This window comes from Brevibacterium ravenspurgense (genome assembly GCF_001584615.1).
Taxonomy (GTDB): domain Bacteria; phylum Actinomycetota; class Actinomycetes; order Actinomycetales; family Brevibacteriaceae; genus Brevibacterium; species Brevibacterium ravenspurgense.
The window spans coordinates 51,680-75,005 of the sequence record NZ_LQQC01000010.1 but is presented as its reverse complement, the minus strand read 5'-3'; the positions used below and the strand labels follow the sequence as shown (position 1 = coordinate 75,005).

At 63.2% G+C, this 23,326-nt stretch carries 21 protein-coding genes; 3 read left to right on the top strand and 18 right to left on the bottom strand.

Going from position 1 to position 23,326, the window contains the following annotated elements:
- Window positions 1–46: 46 nt before the first annotated feature.
- The 17 genes from Bravens_RS04870 to mraZ form a co-directional block, all read right to left on the bottom strand.
- A complete protein-coding gene (locus Bravens_RS04870; RefSeq protein WP_062020847.1) occupies window positions 47–865 on the bottom strand; it encodes a DivIVA domain-containing protein in 819 nt (272 codons plus the stop codon).
- Window positions 866–1,018: 153 nt separating this feature from the next.
- Window positions 1,019–1,318, bottom strand: a complete 300-nt coding sequence (locus Bravens_RS04865) for a YggT family protein (protein ID WP_019175262.1) — start codon at window positions 1,316–1,318, stop codon at window positions 1,019–1,021.
- A gap of 80 nt (window positions 1,319–1,398) precedes the next feature.
- Complete coding sequence (locus Bravens_RS04860) at window positions 1,399–1,899, bottom strand: cell division protein SepF (RefSeq protein ID WP_019175263.1); 501 nt, start codon at window positions 1,897–1,899, stop codon at window positions 1,399–1,401.
- A 75-nt stretch (window positions 1,900–1,974) separates the two neighbouring features.
- Entirely contained in the window at window positions 1,975–2,679 is a 705-nt protein-coding gene (gene pgeF, locus Bravens_RS04855) for a peptidoglycan editing factor PgeF (RefSeq protein WP_342341614.1), read from the bottom strand.
- Between the two features lie 52 nt (window positions 2,680–2,731).
- Window positions 2,732–3,880: a cell division protein FtsZ gene (ftsZ, locus tag Bravens_RS04850; RefSeq protein WP_061941281.1), complete on the bottom strand. Its 1,149-nt coding sequence runs from the start codon at window positions 3,878–3,880 to the stop codon at window positions 2,732–2,734.
- Window positions 3,881–3,982: 102 nt separating this feature from the next.
- The gene (locus tag Bravens_RS04845; RefSeq protein WP_101672679.1) at window positions 3,983–4,747 is read right to left on the bottom strand and encodes a cell division protein FtsQ/DivIB; all 765 of its coding nucleotides are present in this window, start codon (window positions 4,745–4,747) and stop codon (window positions 3,983–3,985) included.
- Window positions 4,744–6,135 carry a UDP-N-acetylmuramate--L-alanine ligase gene (murC, locus tag Bravens_RS04840; RefSeq protein ID WP_062020838.1) on the bottom strand — a complete coding sequence of 464 codons (1,392 nt, stop codon included), beginning with the start codon at window positions 6,133–6,135 and terminating at the stop codon, window positions 4,744–4,746. Before murC ends, Bravens_RS04845 begins: the two co-directional genes overlap by 4 nt.
- A complete protein-coding gene (gene murG / locus Bravens_RS04835; RefSeq protein WP_062020836.1) occupies window positions 6,136–7,293 on the bottom strand; it encodes an undecaprenyldiphospho-muramoylpentapeptide beta-N-acetylglucosaminyltransferase in 1,158 nt (385 codons plus the stop codon). It abuts the gene before it with no gap.
- A 2-nt stretch (window positions 7,294–7,295) separates the two neighbouring features.
- Window positions 7,296–8,549, bottom strand: coding sequence for an FtsW/RodA/SpoVE family cell cycle protein (locus Bravens_RS04830; protein WP_062020830.1), 1,254 nt, complete (start codon window positions 8,547–8,549; stop codon window positions 7,296–7,298).
- Window positions 8,546–10,105, bottom strand: a complete 1,560-nt coding sequence (gene murD, locus Bravens_RS04825; RefSeq protein WP_062022249.1) for a UDP-N-acetylmuramoyl-L-alanine--D-glutamate ligase — start codon at window positions 10,103–10,105, stop codon at window positions 8,546–8,548. Before murD ends, Bravens_RS04830 begins: the two co-directional genes overlap by 4 nt.
- Before the next feature lie 43 nt (window positions 10,106–10,148).
- Window positions 10,149–11,237 (bottom strand): phospho-N-acetylmuramoyl-pentapeptide-transferase, encoded by a 1,089-nt coding sequence (gene mraY, locus Bravens_RS04820; protein ID WP_062020828.1) that lies wholly within the window; start codon window positions 11,235–11,237, stop codon window positions 10,149–10,151.
- Window positions 11,234–12,676 (bottom strand): UDP-N-acetylmuramoyl-tripeptide--D-alanyl-D-alanine ligase, encoded by a 1,443-nt coding sequence (locus Bravens_RS04815; RefSeq protein ID WP_019175272.1) that lies wholly within the window; start codon window positions 12,674–12,676, stop codon window positions 11,234–11,236. The genes mraY and Bravens_RS04815 overlap by 4 nt, the downstream gene beginning before the upstream one ends.
- A 13-nt stretch (window positions 12,677–12,689) precedes the next feature.
- Window positions 12,690–14,183, bottom strand: a complete 1,494-nt coding sequence (locus Bravens_RS04810) for a UDP-N-acetylmuramoyl-L-alanyl-D-glutamate--2,6-diaminopimelate ligase (protein ID WP_062020825.1) — start codon at window positions 14,181–14,183, stop codon at window positions 12,690–12,692.
- Complete coding sequence (locus Bravens_RS04805) at window positions 14,180–15,955, bottom strand: peptidoglycan D,D-transpeptidase FtsI family protein (protein ID WP_062020822.1); 1,776 nt, start codon at window positions 15,953–15,955, stop codon at window positions 14,180–14,182. Before Bravens_RS04805 ends, Bravens_RS04810 begins: the two co-directional genes overlap by 4 nt.
- A gap of 8 nt (window positions 15,956–15,963) precedes the next feature.
- Window positions 15,964–16,512, bottom strand: a complete 549-nt coding sequence (gene ftsL / locus Bravens_RS04800) for a cell division protein FtsL (RefSeq protein ID WP_019175275.1) — start codon at window positions 16,510–16,512, stop codon at window positions 15,964–15,966.
- Entirely contained in the window at window positions 16,509–17,480 is a 972-nt protein-coding gene (gene rsmH, locus Bravens_RS04795) for a 16S rRNA (cytosine(1402)-N(4))-methyltransferase RsmH (protein ID WP_062020819.1), read from the bottom strand. Before rsmH ends, ftsL begins: the two co-directional genes overlap by 4 nt.
- Before the next feature lie 156 nt (window positions 17,481–17,636).
- Window positions 17,637–18,068 (bottom strand): division/cell wall cluster transcriptional repressor MraZ, encoded by a 432-nt coding sequence (gene mraZ, locus Bravens_RS04790; RefSeq protein WP_019175277.1) that lies wholly within the window; start codon window positions 18,066–18,068, stop codon window positions 17,637–17,639.
- A gap of 342 nt (window positions 18,069–18,410) precedes the next feature.
- Between mraZ and Bravens_RS04785 the strand changes: the two genes are divergently transcribed.
- From Bravens_RS04785 to Bravens_RS04775, 3 genes are read left to right on the top strand one after another with little or no spacing between them, the layout of a single operon-like run.
- Window positions 18,411–19,364, top strand: a complete 954-nt coding sequence (locus Bravens_RS04785; RefSeq protein ID WP_061941301.1) for an AAA family ATPase — start codon at window positions 18,411–18,413, stop codon at window positions 19,362–19,364.
- Window positions 19,361–20,488 (top strand): DUF58 domain-containing protein, encoded by a 1,128-nt coding sequence (locus tag Bravens_RS04780; RefSeq protein ID WP_062020817.1) that lies wholly within the window; start codon window positions 19,361–19,363, stop codon window positions 20,486–20,488. The genes Bravens_RS04785 and Bravens_RS04780 overlap by 4 nt, the downstream gene beginning before the upstream one ends.
- 5 nt (window positions 20,489–20,493) lie before the next feature.
- On the top strand, window positions 20,494–22,773 hold the full coding sequence (locus Bravens_RS04775) for a transglutaminase TgpA family protein (RefSeq protein WP_167346393.1): 2,280 nt from the start codon (window positions 20,494–20,496) through the stop codon (window positions 22,771–22,773).
- Between the two features lie 65 nt (window positions 22,774–22,838).
- On the opposite strand, the gene Bravens_RS04770 is transcribed toward Bravens_RS04775, so the two are convergent.
- Window positions 22,839–23,243 (bottom strand): DUF3040 domain-containing protein, encoded by a 405-nt coding sequence (locus Bravens_RS04770; protein WP_062020812.1) that lies wholly within the window; start codon window positions 23,241–23,243, stop codon window positions 22,839–22,841.
- Window positions 23,244–23,326: the final 83 nt, after the last annotated feature.

Sequence of the window (23,326 nt, the reverse complement as noted above, 5' to 3'; positions counted from 1 at the left end):
AGCAGAGGCGGCCATCAGAAGATGGCCGCCTCTGTCACGTGAGAGATCAGAGTGAGTTCGAGTTTCCGCCCACCTTGCTGCCGGAAAGGGTTTCCGGTGCGAGGGTGCCCGAGCTTTCGAGGTCGCGGAGCTGGTCCGACAGGTAGCTCTTGAGGCGGGTGCGGTACTGGCGTTCGAAGTTCTGCAGACCGTCGATTTCGCGTTCGAGCGAAGCCTTCTGGTTCTCCAGCTGGCTCAGCGTTTCGTCACGCTTCTTTTCGGCGGCCGACAGGATGTCAGCGGACTTCTTTTCGGCTTCGCCGATCAGCTTGTCGCGGGTGCGCTCACCTTCGGCAACGTGTTCGTCGTGGACGCGCTGGGCCAGAGCGATCAGGCCGTGAGCGTCCTGGTCGCCGCCCTGTGCGGCGGGAGCGGCAGCAGACGCACCGACGGCGGCACCGGCAACACCGGCGGAAGCGGCCGGGGCGGCAGGAGCCTTGGGAGCTTCCTTGGCTTCAGGAGCTTCCTTAGCGGCTGCTTCTTCCTTAGGCTTGTCAGCCTTCTCAGCCTTGTCGGCTTCGACCGGGGCAGAGGTTTCGGTCTTGGCGGGAGCCTGCGGAGCAGTTGCAGGAGCAGCCTCAGCCTTCTTTTCAGCCTTGGGAGCTTCAGCCGGAGCAGAGGCGGGAGCCTTCTTCGACTGCAGTTCTTCAACCTTGGCTTCGGCAGCCGAGAGCTTCTGGCGAAGATCGTCGTTTTCGGTGTAAAGACGGCGCAGTTCAACTACGACCTCGTCAAGGAAGTCGTCGACTTCGTCCTGGTCGTAACCTTCACGGAACTTAACGTGCTGGAACCGCTTGTTAACTACGTCTTCAGGCGTAAGCGCCATGAGCCCACCTTTTATCGAGATTACAGTTGCTACATCGATGAACGATATTAAACAACACTTTAGACCACAGCGAGGCGTTTTGTCTTTTCGAATGCCTGCTCAGGCCGGCTGAATTGTGATTTTTTGCAGAACTTCGCTGTGTGAAAGCCACTGCTACAGCATTGTGTAGCCGAAGCGAATGAGCATCCCGGCGAGAACCTGCACCGCGATGAAGACGATGATGAAACCCAGGTCAAGGGCAATGCCTCCCAAGCGCAGCGGGGGAATCACCTTGCGAACCGCTTTCACCGGCGGATCCGTCAGTGTGTAGATGATTTCAGCGACTGCCAGCATGAAGCCCTGCGGCCGCCAGTCACGGCTGAAAACCTGAATCAGATCAAAAATCACGCGCGCGATGAGCACGTAGACGTACAGGTTGAGCAACATGCCCACGATGATGAATGGATAACCCACTCTGTGCCCTTTCCAATGAAGAAGGCGGCGGGTGTTGCCCCGCCGCCCCCTAGAGTACCCGGAGTACCCGGTCGGTTCTCTCAGCTCTGGTTGAAGAAGCTCGCCTGCGAATCTTCTTCACCGTCAGCTTCTGCGGTCACTTCGATGTTCTCGGGTGTCAGGAGGAACACCGAGTTCGTGACCTTTTCGATGGAACCGCGCAGGCCGAAGATCAGGCCGGCAGAGAAGTCCACGAGCCGCTTGGAGTTCGCTTCGTCCATAGCGGACAGGTTCATGATGACCGGCACGCCTTCACGGAAGGTGGTGCCGATGATCTTGGCGTCGTTGTACGAACGGGGGTGAATCGTCTGAATGCGAGACATAGTTGAGGGTGCCGCCGTTTCTACCGGGCGCACGGATGCGCGGATGGGAGTGACCTGCGCGGGTTCGGGAGCAGGTTCATTCGGGACGATCGAGGTTGGCTCGGACGCCGGTTCAGCCTGCTCGGGCTGTTCAGCGCGCACTTCTTCGTGCGCGTAGGCGTCGTCGTACTCTTCTTCGCCGAAGCCGAAGTAGTTGCCGATCTTCTTCAGAGTAGACACGGGACCTCCTGGTGCCGTCCGGGGGAAACTCTCTCCACGAAACTATCGCAGAGCGAGTACAAATAGATCGATCATCTAAGGCGTGTCGCGGCGTGATTCAAACCATGCGACAACAGCCATCCGGCCGGTGGTCTGTTCGCGCCGGTAGGAGTACAGCTCAGAAGCTTCATATGTGCAGGTGCGCGAAAACTCCGCGATCTCAACACCCGCCTGCACCAGCTGATGAGCAACTCCGCCCGCTACGTCGATCGCGGCTGTTCCCGCAGCGGAAACTGCTCCGGCAACCGGGCAGACTTCCATAGCCTCGGCGCGCATCCGATCAGGAACCTCATAACAGCGAGGGCAGATGGACGGGCCGATGTAGGCGAAGATGCTTCGGGCACCCGCCTCGCGCATTTCTTCGACAGCGCGCACCGCAACGCCGTCCAGCATGCCGCGGCGTCCCGCGTGCACAACTCCGATGTGTCCAGTGTCCGGTGCAGCGAGTGCCACGGGAACGCAGTCAGCGGTCAGTACGGCCAACCCGATTCCCGCCAAAGACGTGATCTGCGCATCGGCCTGCGGCCCTTCAGCGACGTCGCCTTCCGTCTGAACGTGGTGGACGTCAGTTCCGTGCACCTGGCTGACGAAGCTGATCTTGTCGGCCGAAAGCGACAGTGCCGCAGCCAACGCGGAACGGTTGGCGTCGACGAGGGTGTCGTCGTCGCCAACCGAACGGCCCAGATTGAGCGAACTGAAGCGGCCAGAGCTGTAGCCGCCCCAGCGGTCGGTGAAAGCCACGTGGGCTTTCCCCGCTGAACCGCTGAGAACGTGCCTGGCCTGCAGCACTGCGTTACTTCAGGAAAGAGGGAATGTCGAGCGAATCGCCGCCGAAGTCATCGCGCTCATCCGGCAGTTCCTGCGGGATGTCGTTCTTCGGTTCAGCTTCAGTGACCTCCGGAGCAGGGCTCTCTTCGCGAGCTGCCTGCGCCGTGGCGGCGGTCTGTGCGGAAGGCACAGCCGGCGCGGCCTGCTGGCCTTCGCGGTCGCCCTTAGGGGTCGGGTCGAAGCCAGCGGCGATGACGGTCACGCGGACTTCGTCACCCAGGGCCGAGTCGATGACATTGCCGAAGATGATGTTTGCTTCGGGGTGAGCGGCTTCCTGCACGAGGCGGGCAGCTTCGTTGACCTCGAACAGGCCGAGGTCTTCGCCACCCTGGACGAGCATGAGCACGCCGTGCGCACCGTCAATGCTGGCCTCCAGAAGCGGCGAGGAGATGGCAGCTTCCGAAGCCTGGATCGCGCGGTCTTCGCCGACTGCCGAGCCAATGCCCATGAGCGCCGTGCCGGCGTCCTGCATAACCGACTTGACGTCAGCGAAGTCGAGGTTGATGTAGCCGGGAGTGGAAATGAGGTCCGTGATGCCCTGCACACCGGAGCGCAGGACTTCGTCTGCGGCGTTGAACGCTTCGACGATCGTGACGTTCTTGTCGGAAATCGACAGGAGGCGGTCGTTCGGGATGACGATGAGCGTGTCGACTTCTTCACGCAGTGCGGCAATGCCGGCCTCGGCCTGTTCCGAACGGCGGCGCCCCTCGAATGTGAAGGGACGTGTGACAACGCCGATCGTCAGAGCCCCCAGGCTGCGTGCGATGCGCGCAACAACGGGAGCCGCACCGGTGCCCGTGCCACCGCCTTCGCCGGCGGTGACGAAGACCATGTCGGCGCCTTCGAGCGCTTCCTTGATGGCGTCTTCGGAGTCTTCTGCGGCGCGCTTGCCGATCTCAGGATCAGCGCCTGCGCCGAGGCCGCGGGTAAGTTCGCGGCCGATTTCGATTTTGGTGTCTGCTTCGGACAGAACAAGGGCCTGGGCATCGGTGTTGATTGCGATGAACTCAACTCCGCGCAGACCGGCGTCGATCATGCGCTGGACAGCGTTGACACCACCACCGCCGGTGCCGGCAACTTTGATCTCAGCTCCGGAATTGGGGTATTCAGCCAAGTCGATTCCTCTTTCAGCGGTCGATGCCGATAATGGTCTTCGTCAGAACGGTATTAAAGCCGCTATGCGTGTGCAACCACCCGCGCGGTGTGTCTTAGACGGTCAGTCTTGGGAGTCTGCTTCCCGCGGCAGACGAGCCCACGCCGGCGCGTCCTCTTTTGTCGCGGGGACTGCTGTGCTCTGCACGTCAATGACCGGTGGTTCGTCTTCCATGATTGTGCGCGCCGTCGTGAGTTTCGCTTTGATATCCGTCGGCTCGCCGAGTATGACTGCGACCGTATAGTCCTCTTTGGGCCGCATGATCACAGCCGTCCGCGTGGAGCTCTTCACGGCGACGGCCTCGGTCTGCTTGAGGTTCTCCCCCAGGCTGCTGACAACCGTGGACGCGATTTCGATCCCCTCCCGGTCAGCAGTTCCGACGAACATGGGAACGTCTTGCGGTTTGTCATCGGGGTTGCCCAACACGACTGCTTCGCGGTCGTAGATCTCCCAGGCTTCTCCGCGCTTAACCGTGAACGCCGGCTGTCTGTCGTGCACTTTCACCCGGAGTGAACGAGGTCCGGCAAGACTGATGTCAAAGCTGCGCGCCAGCGGAAACTCTTCCGCAAGCTCATCTTTCAGCCGCTGGGATCGCAGCTGCGGCAGCGGTGTCCCTTCGTGCTTTTGAAGCATGAAGGCAGCCACTTCATCGCCGTCGACGAGCTGCGCGCCCTCAGCTTTGACGTCCGTGAGCGCAAGCAGCGGGGAAAACCATACGACCGCTCCCAGAGCGAGCACAGCAACAGCAGCGACGACTCCGTACAGGATCCGCCGCACCCGCAGAGAACGGTGTTCTCTGCGTCGCTCGTCGAGGCTCGCGGTGTTCATCGGCTGCGCAGCGAATCCAGGATTTCCGGTCCGACGATCGTCACGTCCCCCGCCCCCGCGGTGATGACCACGTCACCGGGCCGGCAGCGCCCCGCAACCAGGTCTGCCACCTCGGCAAAGGACGGAACAAAAGTGACCTTGTCAGCAGACAGCGGCACCTCGGCGGCGACAATAGCCCCGGTCACGCCCGGGATCGGGTCTTCGCGAGCCGGATAGACATCCATGACGATGACGTCGTCAGCCAGACCCAGCGCCTCGCCGAACTCGCGGCGGAAGTTCTGAGTGCGGCTGTACAGGTGCGGCTGGAACACAACGCGGACGCTGCGCTCTGGGTCAACTACCTGCTTGGCCGCGGTCAGCAGGTTGTGCAACTCCGTGGGATGGTGGGCGTAGTCGTCAAAAACCCGCACGCCCCTCTGCGTTCCTTTGAGCTCAAAGCGCCGTTTGGTGCCGCCGAAGCGGCCTAAGCCTTCGGCTGCAGCGTCAACGTCGAGGCCGAGTTCAGCCACGATCGTCAGTGCGGCAGCCGCGTTGCGCAGGTTGTACAGCCCCGGCAGGCTCAATTCGTACGGGCCGGATCGACCGTCTGCGGTCTCCAGTGCGAAGCTCTGAGACTGGTGTGTGTGGTGGGCGTCGACGATCCGCACGTCAGCGTCTTCCGAGGTGCCGTAGGTGATGACGCTGACTCCTCGGCTGCGTGCCAAGTCGGCCACTTCCCGGCTGCCGGCATCGTCGGCACACGCAATGAGCACTCCCCCGTTCTCTTCGACCCGGTGAGCGAACTGTGCAAAAGCCTCGCGGACCTTCTCCCAGCTGCCGTAGTGGTCGAGGTGGTCAGCCTCAACATTGGTCACGACGGCAATTTCGGGACTGTACAGAAGGAACGAACCGTCTGACTCATCGGCTTCCGCAACAAAGACGTCGCCGGTTCCGCTGTGCGCGTTCGTGCCCGCCGCCGTCAGCACTCCCCCGATGACGAATGACGGGTCGGCCCCGCAGGCCTGCAGCGCCACCGTCGTCATCGACGTGGTGGTTGTCTTGCCGTGGGTTCCGGCAATCGCGACCGTGCGGTACCCATCCATGAGCGAAGCAAGCGCCTCGGAACGGTGAATGACGGGGATCCCCTTGCTGCGGGCGGCGGCAAGCTCGGGGTTGCTTTCACGGATTGCGGACGACACGACGACAGTTCCCGCACCGTCGACGGCTTCTGCACTGTGCCCGATGTTGATCTGGGCTCCCTGTGCGCGCAGAGCCGTGACGACGGAGGAGTCTTTGGCATCAGAGCCAGTGACGGAACATCCGCGCATCAGCATGACGCGCGCGATGCCGGACATCCCTGCTCCGCCGATGCCGATGAAGTGGATGGGCTCGCTGAGGGCGGGTTTCATTCAGCTCTCCTTTGTGCCGCGCTCACGGCGCGTTTGGCGGGCGGGTGGGTACTCGCGGCCGGGGTGCGCAATGCCTGCGGCGGCGAAGATCTTCTTCGTCATCGCCCGGTCGGCGTTGACGGGGAACTCCAGACCGCGGGCGGCTGCACTCATCTTTTCCAGCTGTTCGGGGTTTCGCAGCAGCGGCAGGACGGTGTTACGCACGCTTTCGGCAGTGAAGTCGGCGTTGTCGATCAGAATTGACGCGCCGGCAGCCACAGAGTCAGCGGCGTTGCGCTTCTGCTCTCCGTTGCCGATTGCCAGCGGCACATAAACGGCCGGCACTTCTGCGACTGTCACTTCGGCTACTGTTCCCGCACCCGAACGACACACGATGAGGTCCGCGGCAGCATAGGCGTTTTCCATACCGTCAACGTATTCGACGACGTGGTAGTCAGGGCTGTCCTTCGCTGCTTCGCGCAGTTCATCGGCTTTGCCTGCACCCGTGATGTGCAGAACCTGGACTCCGGTGAACTCTGCCGCGGTCTGGACGAAAGCCTCGTTGATCTTCTGCGCGCCAGAGGACCCTCCCGTGACAACGAGGGTCGTCATATCCGGGTTGATGCCGAGCCGTTCGGCCGCCTGCGCACGCTGCTGCCTGTCGCTGCGATCAACCTGGGCGATTTCAATGCGCATGGGCATGCCCACCTGCTCGCCGGCCATGGGGGTTGAAGCGAAGGTGAAGCCGATGTTCGATGCCTCGGCGTACCGGGCACCGAGCTTGTTGGCCATGCCGGGAACCGCGTTCGCTTCGTGCAGAACAATCGGGATGCCCAGTGATTTGGCAGCCAGGTACGCCGGCGGGCACACGTAACCGCCCACGCCGACGACAACATCTGTCTTCTGCTTCTTCAGCAGACGGCGCACCTGGCGGATGCTGGAGGTGAACTGGAACGGAAAGGTGAGAATCTTAGGGCTCAGTCCTCGTGGGAAGGGCACCTTCGGGATTGTCTGCAGGCGGTAGCCCGCCTGCGGAACCAGTCGCTTCTCCAGTCCTTCGTCTGTCCCCAGCATGAGGATGTCAGAGTCAGGGTCCTGGAACCGCAGGTCTTCGGCAATCGACAGCATCGGAGCTACGTGCCCCGTTGTGCCGCCGCCGGCAAAGAGAACGTTGACCAAATTCAGCTCCTCCTCTTAAGGAACGACAGCGAGCCCCAGAACCGGGACCGCCGCTCACGCAGAGCATCGGCGACCCCCTCCTCTGAACGGGCAAAGGACAGCAGAAGACCAGCGGCGATGAGTGCCGCGAGCATCGACGACCCACCGTAGGACACAAAGGGAAGCGGCACGCCGATCACCGGGGCGATGCCCGCAACAACCGCGATGTTGACCGCGGCCTGGCCGATCAGCCAAGCGAAGACAGCCGCGGATGCCGTCTGCACAAAAACACTCGTGGACTGCACCATGAGCCGGTAGATCCCAAAGCCAAGGACGGCGAACAGCGCAATCACTGCGGCTGCGCCCAGCAGGCCGAGCTCTTCGCCGATGATTGCGAAGATGAAGTCGTTGTGGGCTTCTGGCAGCCACGACCATTTTTCGCGGCTGGCACCAAGACCGACACCCAGCCAGCCTCCCGAGGCCAGTGCGTACAGACCGTGGTCTGACTGCCAGTGCGCACCCAGCGGATCCCCGGAATCACCGCCACGGCCAGAAAGCATGGCCATCACGCGGGTCATGCGGTTTTCACTAGTCAAAACGAAGAAGGCGACGATCCCGGCCGCGGCTGTGGCCAAGCCGAAAATCCAGCGTTTGGGAAGACCGCCGATCACCAGTGCCGTGCCCAACATCAGGAACAGGACCATAACCGTTCCCAGGTCCTGCCCCGCAATGACCAGGCCCACCGTGCCGCCGGCGAAAAGCAGAAAGCCCACCATGTTCTTAAAGGTGAACGGCCTGCGAACCATCAATGCCATGTAGCGGGCAGTGAAGAGCGCCAGGGCAATCTTGACGAACTCCGCCGGCTGAATCTGCACAGGTCCCACCCGGATCCAGTTGCGGTTGCCGTTGATCTCAACGCCCAGCGGCGTGAGCGGCAGAACCTGCAGGATCATGGCTGCGATCAGAACGGGATAGGCCAGTCTGAAGCTCGCTTTCACGGGCGTGAACGACACAACGCCCATGAGGGTCAGGCCGAATGCCGCGTAGATCGCCTGGCGCAGGAAAACCGAAAAAGCCGACGACACGCTGGCATCACCGGAGGTGACTGACGATGCCGAGAGCACCATGAGCAGGCCGAAGCCGGTCAGTGCCGTGACGGGAATGAGAATCAGGTAGAACGTTGTCGTCTTCTGCGCAAGCAGGCGCTGCCACCGGTCGGAAAGCTCGGTGATCTGTGTTCGGAAGCCCCTCCGCCGGGTGGGGGCGGATCCGGTCACGACAGAGCACCTCGCACAACGTCGGCAAACAGATCGCCTCGCGTTGCGTAGTTGAGGAACTGGTCCATGCTGGCCGACGCCGGCGCCAAGAGCACCGTGTCACCGTCTTCGGCGTACTGGCTGGCGGCTGCCACCGCCCGCCGCATGACATCTGCTCCGCGAGTTCGGCTGTCCTCCATGATGTCGGGCCCTGACGGCGGCACGACCGTGTAATCGACGTCCGCGGCTTCAAGAGCAGAAATCAGCTCGGATGAATCAGTGCCGATGACGACGGCGGTGCGAATCCGGTCGGCAAATGTCTGGACCAGGTCGGTGAAGTCTGCCCCCTTGGCCAGTCCTCCGGCGATCCACACGATTGATTCGTGTGCGGCCAAAGCGGCGGCAGCGGCATGGGGGTTGGTGGCTTTTGAGTCGTCCACCCAGGTCACACCGTCAGCTTCTGCCACGATCGCGCTGCGGTGATCGCCCACTTGATGATTGCGCAGCCCATCACGGACGGCCGCGGGTTCAACACCGATGCTGCGAGCCAACGCGGCGGCCGCCAAAGCATTGAGAACCTGGTGGTCAGCTGGTTTTGCACCGGGTGTTCCGGAGGCCTGCGCGACGTCGTCCAGCGAACCGAGTTCCTGTGCAGATGTCTGGCGGCGCTGGGCAAAGGCCCGATCGGCGAGGATCTCTCCGACAACGCCGAGCTCGCCCACACGGGGTGTGTCCAGACGGAAGCCCACCGCGCGGGCTCCTTCGATCACTTCGGCTTCCTCGACGAGTTCACGCGTTGCGGGATCCTCACAGCTGTAGACGCACGCCAGCTGGACATTGGAGTAGACCTTCGCCTTGTCGGCCACATAGCCGTCCCAGCCGCCGTGCCAGTCGAGGTGGTCATCGGCCAGGTTGAGAACGGCAGCCGAATGGGCGGCCATGGAGAACTGCCAGTGCAGCTGGAAGCTCGACAGTTCGATCGCCAGAACCTCGGCACCCGGATCGAGCACAGCTTCCAGCAGCGGGGCACCGATATTGCCGCAGGCCCGCGACTGCAGACCCTGTGCCCTCAGCATTGAATCAAGCATCGAGGTGGTGGTCGTCTTGCCGTTGGTTCCGGTGACGACAAGCCACGGAGCGCTGTTGGCTCCCCGCACCCGCCAGGCGAGCTCCACCTCGCCGATGACCGGAATGTCGTGTTCGGCAGCCTCAACCAACAGGGGCTGGTCGGGACGCCAGCCCGGCGAGGTGCACACGAGGTCGGGCAAACGGCCCGAGCTGGTGCGCGGCAGCTTCTCGACATGTTCGGGTCCGCGGCGGATATCGACGTCGAAGACCCGCAGGATTGTTTCGTGTTCCGATTCATCACGCTGGTCATCAGCGTCGACGACGATGACTTCGGCACCCCGCTCAGCCAGGTGCACCGCCATGGGGTAGCCGGAAACGCCCAACCCGGTCACGCACACGACGATGCCGGCAAGCGACGACTCCGGGCCGTGGATAGCCGTGGGGATCCGCTCTTTATTCGGATAGTCGACAGGTTCGGCACCCGGTGGGCTGATGGCGGGAATGAGCATCAGCTGTTCACCGGCGGGATCACCGGAGGGCGTGAGCGCGTCATCAGCCAATGTGCGACACCCACTCCCCGTAGAACAGCGCGACGCCGATGACCGCGAACACCAGCGCAACAATCCAGAAGCGGATGACGATCGTCACTTCGGCCCAGCCTTTGAGCTCAAAGTGGTGCTGCAGCGGGGCCATGCGGAAAATCCGTTTGCCCGTCAGCTTGAACGAGCCCACCTGCAGAATCACCGACAGGGTGATGATGACGAACAGACCACCCAGAATGACAAGCAGGATTTCCGTGCGCGACAGGATCGCCAGACCGCCGAAAGCACCGCCGATTGCCAGCGAGCCGGTGTCGCCCATGAAGATCTTCGCGGGTGATGCATTCCACCACAGGAAGCCCACGCAGGCGGCCGCGATGGCTGCGGCCACAATAGCGAGGTCGCGCGGGTCGCGAACCTCATAGCAGCCAGCGCGGGCTGAGGACATGAGGTCACAGTTCTGCGTGGACTGCCACGAGGTCATGAGGACATAGGCGGCAAACACAATCGCAGAGGCGCCCGCAGCCAGACCGTCGAGACCATCGGTGAGGTTGACCGCGTTCGAAACTGCGGTGACGATGAGGTTCGCCCAGATGATGAACAGAACCAGGCCCACCCCGAAGCCGGCGAACGCGAGGTCGAAGCGGGTGTCGCGGAAAATCGAGATCGCGGTGGTTGCGGGAGTCTGCCCGTAGGCATTCGGGAAGAACAGCGCGGCAACGGCAAAGGTCACTCCGACGAAGGCCTGCCCGATCATCTTGGGCACCGGGCGCAGACCAAGGGAGCGCTTCTTGGAGATTTTGATGAAGTCGTCCAAGAAGCCGACAACGCCCAGCCCCGTCATGAGCCACAGGACCAGCAGACCCGACACTGCCGGCGTGGAGCCGGTCAGCAGGTGCGCCAGGAAGTAGGCCACGAGGGTCGCCAGGATGATGACGACACCGCCCATTGTGGGAGTGCCCCGCTTGGTTGCGTGGGACGCAGGACCGTCGTCGCGAACGAACTGTCCGTAGTTCTTCTTGACGAGGATCTTGATGTACTGCGGCGTGCCCAGCAGCGTCAGCAGCAGGGCAAAGCACGGGGCGAGGACGACTGCGATCATTGGGCTACAGAAACTCCTGCGAATTCGTCTCCCAGGTATCGCAGACCGGCGTCGCGGGAGGACTTGAACAGAACAATGTCACCGGGTTCAACTTCGGAAGCCAGAAGTTCTCGCGCTTCCGTGACTGTGGGCACCCAGGCCGCCTCGCTGCCCCAGGATCCTTCGAGGTTGGCAGCCTGGTAGATGGGCAGGGCGCCCTGTCCGACGGCGATGGTGCGGGTGATGTTGAGACGGACCACCAGGTGGCCGATCTCGTAGTGAGCCGCCGCGGATTCGTCACCGAGCTCGAGCATTTCGCCAAGCACCGCGAAAGTCCTGCGCGGCGGATGATCGGCATCACCGGCGCCCATGGCGGCAAGCGTCTTCAGGGCGGCGCGCATTGAATCGGGGTTGGCGTTGTAAGCATCGTTGAGCACGGTCACGCCGTCGGGCGAGTCGATGAGCTCCATGCGCCAACGGCTGGCCGCACCGGACGTAGCCAAGATGGTGGCGATGTCCTTCGGCGCAACCCCGCACAGGTGTGCAATGGCCGAAGCGGCCAAAGCGTTGGTCACGTGGTGTTCGCCCAGCAGCGCAAGTTCGATGTGGAGTGGTTCGTCGTGGTCAGGCAGGTGCAGATCGAACGCCGTGCGACCGGATGGCTGGATGTCGACGTTGGATGCCCACACGCCTTCGTCAGGGTTCGAACCGAAGAACAGGGTGTCAACACCTTCGGCGAGAACCGACTGCATGGAGCGCACGCGCGGGTCGTTGCCGTTGAGCACCGCGGTTCCGCCGGGCACGAGCGCTTCAATAAGCTCCGCTTTTGCCCGTGCTGTGTTCTCAATCGAGCCGAAGACCCCGGCGTGGGCCGAGCCGACGCCGAGCTCAACGCCGATGTCGGGACGCACGAGCGAGGTCAGGTAGGCGAGGTTGCCGATGTTGCGCGCACCCATTTCAAGTACGAGGAAGCGGGTGTCAGCGTCAGCGCGCAGCGCCGTGAGCGGCACACCGACTTCGTTGTTGTAGGAATTCGGCGGCCACACGGTCTCGCCGGCTGTTGACAGCAGTGCTGCCGCGAGGTCTTTGACGGTGGTCTTTCCGGCAGAACCGGTGATTGCGACGACTGTGAGTTCGCCTGAGCTGCGAAGGGCTTCGACGTTCGCTTTGGCCAGCTGACCGAGAGCGGCCGTTGCATCGTCGACAACACAGGACGGCAGGTGTTCGCCGTCGACGGATGGGACGGCCTCGGCGATGACGAGGGCCGCACCGGCCTGTACGGCCGCCGCGGCGAATTCGAGGCCGTCGTGGTTTTCGCCGGTGCGCGCAACGTAGATGTCGCCCGGCGCCACTTCGCGGGAGTCGGTGACGACACCGGCGCACAGAACCGTGTCCGGTGTGATTCCGTAGAGTTCGCCGCCGGTCGCGGCAGCGATTTCTTCAGCAGTGAATTCCTTCATATACCTTCAGACCTTACCGGGTGGCGGCGGAAGAACCGCGCTGTGAAACGGCGGTGCGTGTTATCTCACGATCGTCAAACGGCAGCTTGGTATCGCCGTAGTCCTGGCCGGGCTCGTGTCCCTTGCCCGCCACCAGCACGGTGCCGCTCTCACCCGCTGCCGCAACACCGGCCTCAATTGCCTCGCGCCTGCTGGCGTACTCGACGATCGCGTCAGCGGCTGCCCGGCTGGTGCCTTCAGCCACTGCTGCGCGGGCGCCGGCAATGACTTCAGCGCGGATCGTTGCGGGGTCTTCGCTGCGCGGGTTGTCGTCGGTGATGATGACGACGTCGGCGTTTTCTGCAGCAGCCCGCCCCATGAGGGGGCGTTTGCTGTCGTCGCGTTCTCCACCGGCACCGCACACCACAACCAGCGGCTGGCCCGAAAGCCCCGCCAGCGCCTTTTCTATTGCGTCGGGTGTGTGGGAGTAGTCGACGATGGCGCGCGGAGCCTGTTCTGAGACGACTTCCATCCGGCCCGGCACGTTGACGCTGAAGCCCTCGGCTGCCGCTGCGAGTTCGTCAGCGGACACACCGGATTCGAGCAGCATGGCCAGTGCCAGCGCGGTGTTGCTGATGTTGAAATCGCCCGGCAGCGGGCTCTTCGCCCGAAGGCTCACGGAAGACCCGCGGAGGGTGAAGGCAAGACCGTCGATGTCTTCGATCCTGTAGTCCGCATTGTCTTCGGGACGAGCGGAGACGGTGACGACGGGAATCTGCGAGTCATTCACCAGCTGACGCGCCCAGTCGTCAGCCAGCACGATGACGCCGCGCGATGCGAACTGCGGCGTGAACAGGAGCGCTTTGGCCCGGTAGTACTCCTCCATGGTCCCGTGGAAGTCCAGGTGGTCCTGGGACAGGTTGGTGAAGCCGGCCACCGTGAAGTGTGCACCGTCGACCCGGTGTTGGCTAAGCGCGTGGGAGGACACCTCCATGGAGCAGGCGTCAACGCCCTGGTCGCGCATGTTTTTGAACAGACGGTGCAGGTCGGGGGCTTCCGGGGTGGTTCGCACGCTGGGCTGTTCCTGGCCGGCGATGACGGTCGCGACAGTTCCGATCAGCCCTGTTGTTCTGCCGATGCTGCGCAGCAGAGCGTCGAGGATGAAGGTGCTCGTGGTTTTGCCGTTGGTTCCGGTGATGCCGAATAGGGCGGGCGTCTGCGGGTCTGTTCCGTAGATCGCGGCCGCGATGTCACCGAGAATCGCACGAGGTGCCGGGTGGGTCAGGACTGGGATGTCACCGGCTGACGCCGGTAGGAGGTCGCGGCCGGCTGGGTCCGTGAGGATTGCCGCGGCACCGCGGTCGAGTGCCTGCTGGGCGAACTGGGCTCCGTGGGCGTTCGTACCCGGCAGGGCTGCGTAGAGACCGCCGGGTTCGACGGTTCGGGAGTCCAGACTCACACTGTTCACGGTGGTGTTCCCGTCACCGTGAACAGCTGCTCCGCCGGGGAGTTCGCTCAGCTTCATCATTTCCATTCTTTCGGAATCAGTTTCGGTTCTTCAGTTGATGGGGCGACACCCATCTGCCGCAGCGCGTATCCGGTGACCTCGGAGAACACCGGTGCAGCGGATGTACCACCGTAGTACCCCTTGGTGGGTCGCTGCAGGGTCACACTCACAGCGACCTTGGGGTTTTCTGCCGGTGCGAATCCGGAGAAGTTCGCGGTGTAGCCGCCCTTCTGGTTTTTGCCTTCGGCGATCTGCGCGGTTCCGGTTTTGCCCGCGGTCCTGTAGCCCTTGACCCGGGCGGATGTTCCCGTGCCATCGGCAACGACGGCTTCGAGCATGGTTCCCACAGAATCCGCTGTCTCTTCGCTGACGACGCGAGTGCCCTCTTTCGGCGGGATTTCTGAGACCCTGCCGGAGTCGCTCACTGTGCCCTTGACGAGCTGCTGGGGTACGCGCACTCCTCCGTTGCCCAGGGTCGCAAACACGGAAGCGCTCTGCAGCGTGGTCGCGGACAGCCCCTGGCCGAACATGACGGTGTACTCGGTGCGGCCGTCCCACTTGTCATAGGGATGCACGATGCCCTTCGCCGCTCCGGGAAAGTCGATGCCGCTGGATTCACCCAGACCGAACTTCTTCAGATAGTCGTAGCGCTGCTGCAGGCTGAGCTTCTGCCCTGCCATGAGCGTTCCGGTATTGGATGACTTTTCGATGATCCCGGAGAACGTCAGCTTCTCGTCCTCGTGCGGACTGGAATCACGGAACTCTTCGCCGTTGGGCGCTTTCCATTTGTCCGGCACCGTGAATTTGCTTTCAGGTGTGACCAGGCCTTCTTCTATGAGCGCTGCGGCCGTGATGGCCTTTCCGGTTGAGCCGGGCTCTACGGGGTCGGTGAAAGCGCGTGTGCCCCGGTCGGGACCGCCCACGCCGCCGGGGTTGTTGGGATCGACTGTGGGTGCCTGCGCAACGGCAAGAAGCCGGCCGGTGCCGATCTCCTCAATGACGACGGTGCCCCACTGGGCGTTGTGCTCTTTCACAGCCTTTGCAATGGACCGCTGGGCGAACATCTGGATCTGTGGATCAATGGTCAGCTCCAGGCCCGTGCCGTTGACCGGCGGCGTGGTGTCGTTCTCACCCAGCGGAATGATGTCGCCCTTCAGACCCTTTTCGAACTGCCTGCTGCCGTCTTTGCCCTGCAGCTGTTTTTGGTGCTGCAGTTCGAGCCCGGCAAGCGGAACTCCGTCGGAGCCGACCCACCCGATGAGGTTGCCGGCGACAGCGCCGGAGGGGTAAGAGCGCACAGTGTACTTTTCGGCTGTGATACCGGGGATCTCGAGATCCTGGATTTCGCGCCACACTTCGCTGGTGATGCCGGTGGCTACGGGGTTCCACCTTTTATCGCCGCTGAGCTTCGGGAAGATCAGCCCGGCTTCCGTGCCCAGGACAGGAGCCATAGCCTTTGCTGCGCCCCAGGCGCCGAGCGGGTTGTCGTCCTCGTCCTTATACGCTGCGACGTTCACCTGGTCGACGACGATCTGGTACCGGTCCGCGTTGTCGGCAAGCACTGTCCCGTCGGCGCCGAGGATGACGCCGCGGTCCGCCGGCAGAGGTTGGGTGACCAGGCGGCCGGCCAGAGCCCGCGAGGCAATCTGAGACGCGTCAAGCCCTTGGATCCACACGAGTCTGCCGAGAATGCCGACCAGCACGAACACTGACAAGAAGGCAATGAGCCGCGTGCGGATCGTGAAACCGCGCTGCCGCTTGGCCTTGCCAGGCCGAGAAGAACGCGGATTCATACTCTTCCTTACTTGTCGGCTGGTTCTTTTGGCTCTTGGAGTTTCGGCGGGGTGAGCGTCCCACTGCTGCCGCCTACAACCGGCAGCTTTTCGTCAGATTTCAGATTCGGCTTGATGTCGTCGCGGGCGTCTTTGCGGGGGCCCGGAACTTGGGCTTCGGGAGCTTTGCCCTCGCCTTTTGGCGCATCGACTATTGTGCCATCTTCGCGGATGAACTTAACGGATTCCGCGGGCTTCATACCCTGAGCTTTCGCTGTGTCTTCAACGTTCTGCGGGCTCATCCGGTAGGAAAGGTCTTCGGCGAGTCGGTCACGGTCATCCGTCAGCTGGTCGCGTTCGACGGTGAGCTCCTGCACCCGGTACGTGCTGTGGTTGATGAAGATGTTGGTCACCAGGATGAGTGCAAGCCCCACAACGACCGTGGCGATGCAGATGAGGGGAAAAGACGATCGGGCCTCGGCGATTTCCGGTACGACGAGGCGGAGCTTCGGCTTGTTCTGCTCTGTTTGTCTGCGCGGGCTGCTCTGGGGAGCGGCCGTTGTGACTGCGTGGCTCATTGCGGCTTCTCCTTGGTTTTCTGCACTGCCCGCAAGCGCACACTCGCGGCACGGGGGTTGATGCTGATCTCTTCGGCATCGGCCTTTTCTGCTCCCCTTGTGAGGTCTTTCAGCCAGGGCTGCAGATGTTCGGGCACGACGGGCAGTTCCGGCGGCGCGGAGCTGACGGTTCCTGCCCGGAAGATCTTTTTGACGATGGTGTCTTCGAGCGACTGGTAGGACTCGACGACAGCGGTTCCGCCCACGTGCAGCCCATCCAGGGCCTGTGGAAGTGCGGAGCGGAGAATGTCGAGTTCCGCGTTGACTTCGATGCGCAGGGCCTGGAAGGTGCGCTTAGCCGGGTGGGAGCGTTTGCGCTGGCCTTTGGGTTCGGGGATGACCCGCTGGAGCATCTCGGCCAGCTGGTCGGTGGTTTCCCACGGCCTTTCCTGGCGGTCTTCAACGATGACGGATGCGATTTTGGCCGCCCAGCGCTCTTCGCCGTAGTCAGAGATGACGCGGGCCAGCTCCGCCTGTGAATAGGTGTTGAGAACATCTGCCGCGGTCAGGGTGTCTTCTGCGTTCATCCGCATGTCGAGTGCGGTAGCGCGCGAATAGCTGAAGCCGCGATCGTCATCGTCCAGCTGCAGCGAGCTCACGCCCAGATCGAAGAGAACGCCGGCCAGGCGCTCACTGCGCTGCTCGAGAATCGCGCCGAGTTCGTCATCGCACGCGTGCACCGCCGTGAAGCGCTTACCGAATCGTTCGAGCCTCTTGCTGGCAATGGCTATTGCCTCGGGGTCTCTGTCGATGCCCAGAACGCGCACGTCATCGCTTGATTCGAGAATGCCTTCCGAGTGTCCGCCCATGCCGAGCGTCATGTCCGCAACAACGGGGGTCTCCCCCGCAGCGCGGGCAGCGTCAATGCCGACTGTCAGCAGCTGAACGCACCTGTCCAGGAGGACGGGTACGTGCGGGTAGTCGCTCACTGTCCTCCTCCTTCGTGTTCTTCGCGGCTGTTGGACCTAAGACCCCGTCCGGCCGTGCCCTGGCACCGGGGAAGTGTGTCAGGACCCCTCGGCTTTGGAATCGGGGAAGTATTCCAAAACCCTGTCTTCGGTCGGACGGAGTCTTCGGACCAACAATCAGAAGACTCCGGGAATCACCTCGTCGGTGCGATCGGCGAATCCCTGCTCGGTGTCTGCGAGGTATTCCTCCCACAGAGCCGAATCCCAGATCTCAGCACGGTTTCCCATGCCGATCACTGCGACATCGCGGTCAAGCGATGCGTACCGGCGCAGGATCTGCGGAATGGTGAACCGCCCCTGCTTGTCCGGCTGCTCGGCCGAAGCTCCGGAGAGAAACACGCGGAGGTAGTCCCTGGCGTCCTTGCTCGTCATGGGAGCGGCGCGAAGCTGCTCGTGGACGGTTTCAAACTCCCGGGTCGAGAACAGGGTGAGGCAGCGCTCTTGACCCCGGGTGATGACCAGGCCCCCGGCCAGTTCCTCACGAAACTTTGCGGGCAGGAGAAGACGACCCTTGTCATCGAGCCGCTGAAAGTGCGTGCCCAAGAACATGTCGTCTCACCCCTTTCGAAGCCACTCGACTCCGATGAGCCCCACTATACTCCACTTTCCCCCACCATGTCCTCCCCAGGGAAGAAATACCCGCCTAGAATCTGCATTTCCCCTGGTCACAGAGGTGGTGGAAAGTGGGGTGACCAGACCAAAGGGGCGCGGAAAAGACCACCCAACAGGCACCTCGGGAGAAGAAAACCCACGAAAAACACGCCAAAACACCCCTATGGAGGGCCGCAGGGAGGAAAGTGGGGGCGCGTGGGGAGGAAAGTGGAGTGACCCGGTGGAGGGAAGTGGGGTGAAAAGTGGAGCGGCCTTCGGCTGTGGGGCAGAATGGAGCGCATGACGACACCAGCGCCCGAAGACATTCAGCACTACGGAGAAATCGCCTCGCGACTGACAACCGCGGTCAGCTCAGTCCTCGACGGCAAGGCCGACACTGTTCGCCTGGCCATCACATCTCTGTTCGCGGGCGGCCACCTGCTGCTGGAAGACGTTCCCGGCGTCGGCAAAACCCTGCTGGCCAAAGCGCTCAGCCGCTCGGTCGGCGGCAGCGTGCGCCGCATCCAGTTCACCCCTGACCTGCTGCCCTCGGATGTTCTGGGCGTCAACCTGTTCAACCAGGAGACCCGCCAGTTCGAATTCCGCGCCGGCCCGATCTTCTCCAACATCGTCATCGCCGATGAAATCAACCGCGCCTCCCCCAAAACCCAGTCAGCGCTGCTGGAGGCCATGGCCGAATCCCAGGCGACAATCGACGGGACCACGTACCTCATGCCCGACCCGTTCATGGTTGTGGCAACCCAGAACCCCATTGAAATGGAAGGCACCTACGCCCTGCCGGAAGCTCAGCGCGACCGTTTTCTCATGCGCACCTCGGTGGGCTACCCCTCGCTGGCGGACGAAGTCTCGATGCTCGGCTCACACGTGGGCCCCGATCCACTCGACCAGCTTGGAGCCGTGACCACAACAGAAGAGCTCACGGCACTGCGCCAGGCGGTTGCGGCTCTCCCCGCGACCGATGAGCTGCGCACCTACATCGTGGGCCTGGTCACCGAAACCCGCAGCGATGCCTCGATCCGCATGGGTGTTTCTCCGCGTGGGTCAGTGGCTCTGCTGCGTGCAGCACAGGCCAACGCGGTGCTCGAGGGCCGCGGCTATGTCACACCGCACGACGTGCAGACAATGGCCGTGCCGGTCCTTTCTCACCGCATCATCGCCCAGGACACCGACGCTCCCGATGTTGCCGAGCAGCTGATCGCCGACATCATCAGGAGGGTGCCTGTTTCGGCATGAGGATCAACACCTCCGGCTGGGTTTTCGTCATCCTCGGGGCAGCGCTCATCATCGCCGCCTACCGCTTCGGCTTTCCGGGGCTGCTTCCCGTGGGCATCGTGTTCATCGGGCTTGTCGTGTTCAGTCTGCTGGCAGCACTGCTCACCAGTTCGCAGCTGAGTGCCAAGCTGGTGGCTGATGCGCCGGCCCTGGACGGAACCGCCATCACCAAAGTGGGCGATGAACTCGTCGTCACGGTGCGCGCGGCGAACCGTCTGCCCACTCCCCTGCTTCCCTTTGATCTCACTCTGCACGCGAAGCCGGGCTTCGGACCTGATCAGGATGCGCACTTGGGCTCCCTGCCCGCGCGAGGGTACGCGGACGTGCAGGCTGTTTTCGTGCCCACTCACCGTGGGATGACCGGGATTGAGAAGCTGTCGGCCGCTGTCGCCGGGCCGTTTGGTCTGGCCTCCTCAATGCGGTCGGTTCCCGGTTCACTGGATGTTGCGGCAGCACCGGCCGAGGTGCCTGTCGGCTATCCGCAGTCGCTGTCGGCTCACCTGTCGCGCATCTCGAGTGACCGCGTGTCACGCGGTCGCGGAACACGTGACTACTTCACACGCGAATACGCTCCCGGCGACGATCTGCGCCATATTCACTGGAAGACCACGGCCCGGCTGGGCGAACTGGCGGTCCGCCAGGAAGCAGAAGAGGAACACGCCACCGCGATTGTCGTCCTCGACGGCGGGCTGCCCGCACCTGCGGACGGCGAAGCCTCGGAGCCCAGCCCGCAGTTTGAAACGCTTGCGGCCGCCGCGGCGGCTGCCGTGCGCGCCTACTTCGCCGCCGGCTATGACATCCGCCTGCTGTGCGGAGAAGACGACGTCCGGGTCGAGGCCCGTTCACTCGATCTTCCGCACGCAGAACTGGCGATTTCCCAGGCTGATGGCCGAAGCGTGCCCGCGGGCGTGCGTCTGCCGCAGAACGTCGAAACAGTCATCGTGTGTGCCGACCGAAGCAGCCTGAGCGTGAACGTTCCGGCCCGCGCCCACGTGTGGGCCGCCGATTCGCTTGAGATCCCCGCCGCTGGAACCGAGCCCGCTGTCCCCAAACGGTGGACGCTGACAGCAGGGAGGGGTCGCTGATGCAGATGATCCGCTCTCTCCTCCTGTTTGCCGCGCTGTCGCTGGCCGCATATGCCACGACCGCCATGTTCTCCGGGCTCGAACTGCTTGTGCCGGTCGTTTCGATCATCGGCATCACCCTGCTGGTGGGATGGCTGGCGCGCATGGTCCGCAAGGTGGCCGAATCCGGACTCGCGGTTCTCGTGCAGTTCCTCGCGGCGAGCTTTGCAGTGCTCTTCATCTGCGTGCCCGATTCGCTCATCGCGGGCTTCATACCGGGCCCGTCGTCGATTTCGGCTCTCGTGTCGTCTGTCAGCGCCGGCTTTGAGGATGTCGCGACCAAGCAGATTCCGCTGGAGGCCACCGGCGGCCTCATCACCATCTTCACTCTGGGCTTCGGGTTCCTAGCGCTCATCATCGACGGCCTGGTGTCGGACCTGCGCATATCGAAGGTCCCCGCCTTCCTGCTGCTGACGGTGTGGGCTTTCCCCGTGTACTTCGCCTCGGTGCACACGCAGCCGGTCCACATGGCAGCCATCAGTGCGGCCTTCATCATCGTGCTGCTCACCGAGTACGCCAGCTCTGTTCTCACAGCGCACACCGGAGTGGGCTCGACTGCCGGCCATGAGAAGCACACGGCCGCAAGCCGGCCCGGCGCAGAAGCCCTGCGCCAGCGCGGCACCGTGGTCGGTCGGGCGAAGAACGGCCTGCGCAGGTTCCCCGGAACCGCGCTGCTGGCGGGCGCTTTGGCGCTCCTGCTGGGCATGGGCCTGCCGACCGTCCTGCCGGCAATCACGGCAACACCCCACTACTCCAGTGAGCGCGCTGAGGATCTCACGATCATCAACCCGTTCCTCACCATCCGCAACGACCTGCAGAACCCCTCCACTGACCCCGTCTTCACCTACACGACGACCGATCCGGGTGCCGGAGAGCCCATCCGCCTGACCTCGGTCAGCGAGTTCGACGGCGAAGTGTGGAAACCCGCGGAGTTCCCCCTCAGCCGGTCGCGCACCGCTGACGGCGGTCTGTCCAATGCGCACTCGCAGGCTCCCGCTGGTGTTCAGCAGAGCACGGAGTTTTCGATCGGCGCACTTGATCAGGCGTATCTGCCGGCTCCGTTTGCTCCCACGCAGACTCATGATGCGGGTCCGCAGTGGCTGTACGACCCGAAGACGCTCACGATTGTGGGCAGCGGAGTGACTTCGCGCGGGCTGAACTATTCGGTCGACTACCTGTCCCTGCAGCCGACGGCGAAAGAGCTCGACGACGCCGGAGAGAATGCGGGACGTTCAGCTGACCAGAAGTACACCCAGCTGCCTGACGATGTCCCAGCGGTCATCACCGACACGGCACGCGAACTCACGGAGGACGCGGATTCGCAGTGGGCGAAGGCCGCTGCCATTCAGGCGTATTTCCGCGGCGGAGATTTCACCTATTCACTCGAAGCGCCGACTACGGCATCGAGTTCGGCGCTGGCGGACTTCATGAAGCAGAAGAAGGGCTACTGCGTGCAGTTCTCGGCTGCAATGGCGTCGATGACCCGCTCCCTGGGCATTCCCACGCGAATCGGCGTGGGCTTCACCGCAGGCTCTGAAATCGGCGACGGCGAATATCAGGTGACTCTGGCCGAAGCTCACGCGTGGCCGGAGCTGTACTTCGACGGCATCGGCTGGGTGCGCTTCGAACCGACCCCCGGCGGTCCGGTCGGCGATATTCCCGCCTGGACGACTGCTGGCGGACAGTCAGAAGAACCTGACGATGAGCCGACGGAAGAGCCGACTTCTGCAAGCCCCGAACCGACTCCGGAAGAAACCGAAGACGCCGGCAGCGAAGAAGACGACGAATCCGATGACACAGCGGAAGGGTCCGCTGAGGCCGCTGCCCCAATCCCGGCGTGGGTCTGGCTGCTTCTGGCCGCAGCGATCATCATTGCGCTGCTGCTTCTGCCGATGATTGTTCGTGCCGTTCAGCGCCGTCGCCGCCTGCGGGCGGGTGCGGCAGGCCTGTGGGACGAGATCACGGCGACCGCCGCCGATGCGGGGCTCGGCTTGCGCTCGTCAATGACGGCACCGGCTGCTGCCGCCGCGCTGGCTGAGTACGCGCCTGATAGCGCGGCTGAACTGGCGAGTGCTGCACGGGCGTCGGACGCTCAGCGCTACGGCAACGCGGACGTTCAGCTGAGTGCAGATGACAGCCGTGGCCTGGTGGCGGATGTTCACGACGAGCTGTTCGGCCGTCTGTCCGGTCCGCAGCGAGTGCTGAAGACGCTGCTGCCGGCAAGCGTGTTCGAACGACGCCGATGAAGAAGGCGATAAACGCGTAAGCGGCGGTGGAAAACTCCACCGCCGCTTACGCGTTTATGTTCGTTTCAGCCCTCTTGGCGCTTGTCCCAGCGATCTTCCATGCGCTCCATGAAGGACGAGCGGCGCTTGGGCGCACCTGATTTGCGGGGCGCTGATCCTGTGCTGGACGAAGAAGCCGCAGCGTTTTCATCCGGGGTCACGGCGTAGTAGCCGCCGAAGACCATGGCTGCGAAGCCGACCACGCCGCCGACAGCCGCCAGGGGCATGTTGAAGAAGAAAAGCGAGGCCATTGCGACTGCCAGGCCCACAACGAGAATGACGATGCCCAAAACCAGGCGACGCGGCGAAAGGCGCAGGCCGGGAGCGTCCTCCGCAGGGCGCGAAATGTTCTGGGCGAAGCTGGGGTCTTCGCTCCGCAGCTGCTGTTCAAGCTGGTCGAGAAGCTGCTGTTCGTGATCTGAAAGAGCCATGGTGTGAACTTCCTGCCCAAAACTTTCTGAAGTCGATACGACTAATGATAGTGCCACATGAGTCTTTGAATTCCATGGGCGGG

Excerpts from the sequence above, each read along its gene's own strand:
- Bravens_RS04870 (WP_062020847.1), bottom strand. The coding sequence starts at position 865 with ATGGCGCTTACGCCTGAAGACGTAGTTAACAAGCGGTTCCAGCACGTT.
- Bravens_RS04845 (WP_101672679.1), bottom strand. The coding sequence starts at position 4,747 with ATGAACACCGCGAGCCTCGACGAGCGACGCAGAGAACACCGTTCTCTG.
- murC (WP_062020838.1), bottom strand. The coding sequence starts at position 6,135 with ATGAAACCCGCCCTCAGCGAGCCCATCCACTTCATCGGCATCGGCGGA.
- murD (WP_062022249.1), bottom strand. The coding sequence starts at position 10,105 with ATGCTCATTCCCGCCATCAGCCCACCGGGTGCCGAACCTGTCGACTAT.
- mraY (WP_062020828.1), bottom strand. The coding sequence starts at position 11,237 with ATGATCGCAGTCGTCCTCGCCCCGTGCTTTGCCCTGCTGCTGACGCTG.
- Bravens_RS04815 (WP_019175272.1), bottom strand. The coding sequence starts at position 12,676 with ATGAAGGAATTCACTGCTGAAGAAATCGCTGCCGCGACCGGCGGCGAA.
- Bravens_RS04810 (WP_062020825.1), bottom strand. The coding sequence starts at position 14,183 with ATGATGAAGCTGAGCGAACTCCCCGGCGGAGCAGCTGTTCACGGTGAC.
- Bravens_RS04805 (WP_062020822.1), bottom strand. The coding sequence starts at position 15,955 with ATGAATCCGCGTTCTTCTCGGCCTGGCAAGGCCAAGCGGCAGCGCGGT.
- ftsL (WP_019175275.1), bottom strand. The coding sequence starts at position 16,512 with ATGAGCCACGCAGTCACAACGGCCGCTCCCCAGAGCAGCCCGCGCAGA.
- mraZ (WP_019175277.1), bottom strand. The coding sequence starts at position 18,068 with ATGTTCTTGGGCACGCACTTTCAGCGGCTCGATGACAAGGGTCGTCTT.
- Bravens_RS04785 (WP_061941301.1), top strand. The coding sequence starts at position 18,411 with ATGACGACACCAGCGCCCGAAGACATTCAGCACTACGGAGAAATCGCC.
- Bravens_RS04780 (WP_062020817.1), top strand. The coding sequence starts at position 19,361 with ATGAGGATCAACACCTCCGGCTGGGTTTTCGTCATCCTCGGGGCAGCG.
- Bravens_RS04775 (WP_167346393.1), top strand. The coding sequence starts at position 20,494 with ATGATCCGCTCTCTCCTCCTGTTTGCCGCGCTGTCGCTGGCCGCATAT.
- Bravens_RS04770 (WP_062020812.1), bottom strand. The coding sequence starts at position 23,243 with ATGGCTCTTTCAGATCACGAACAGCAGCTTCTCGACCAGCTTGAACAG.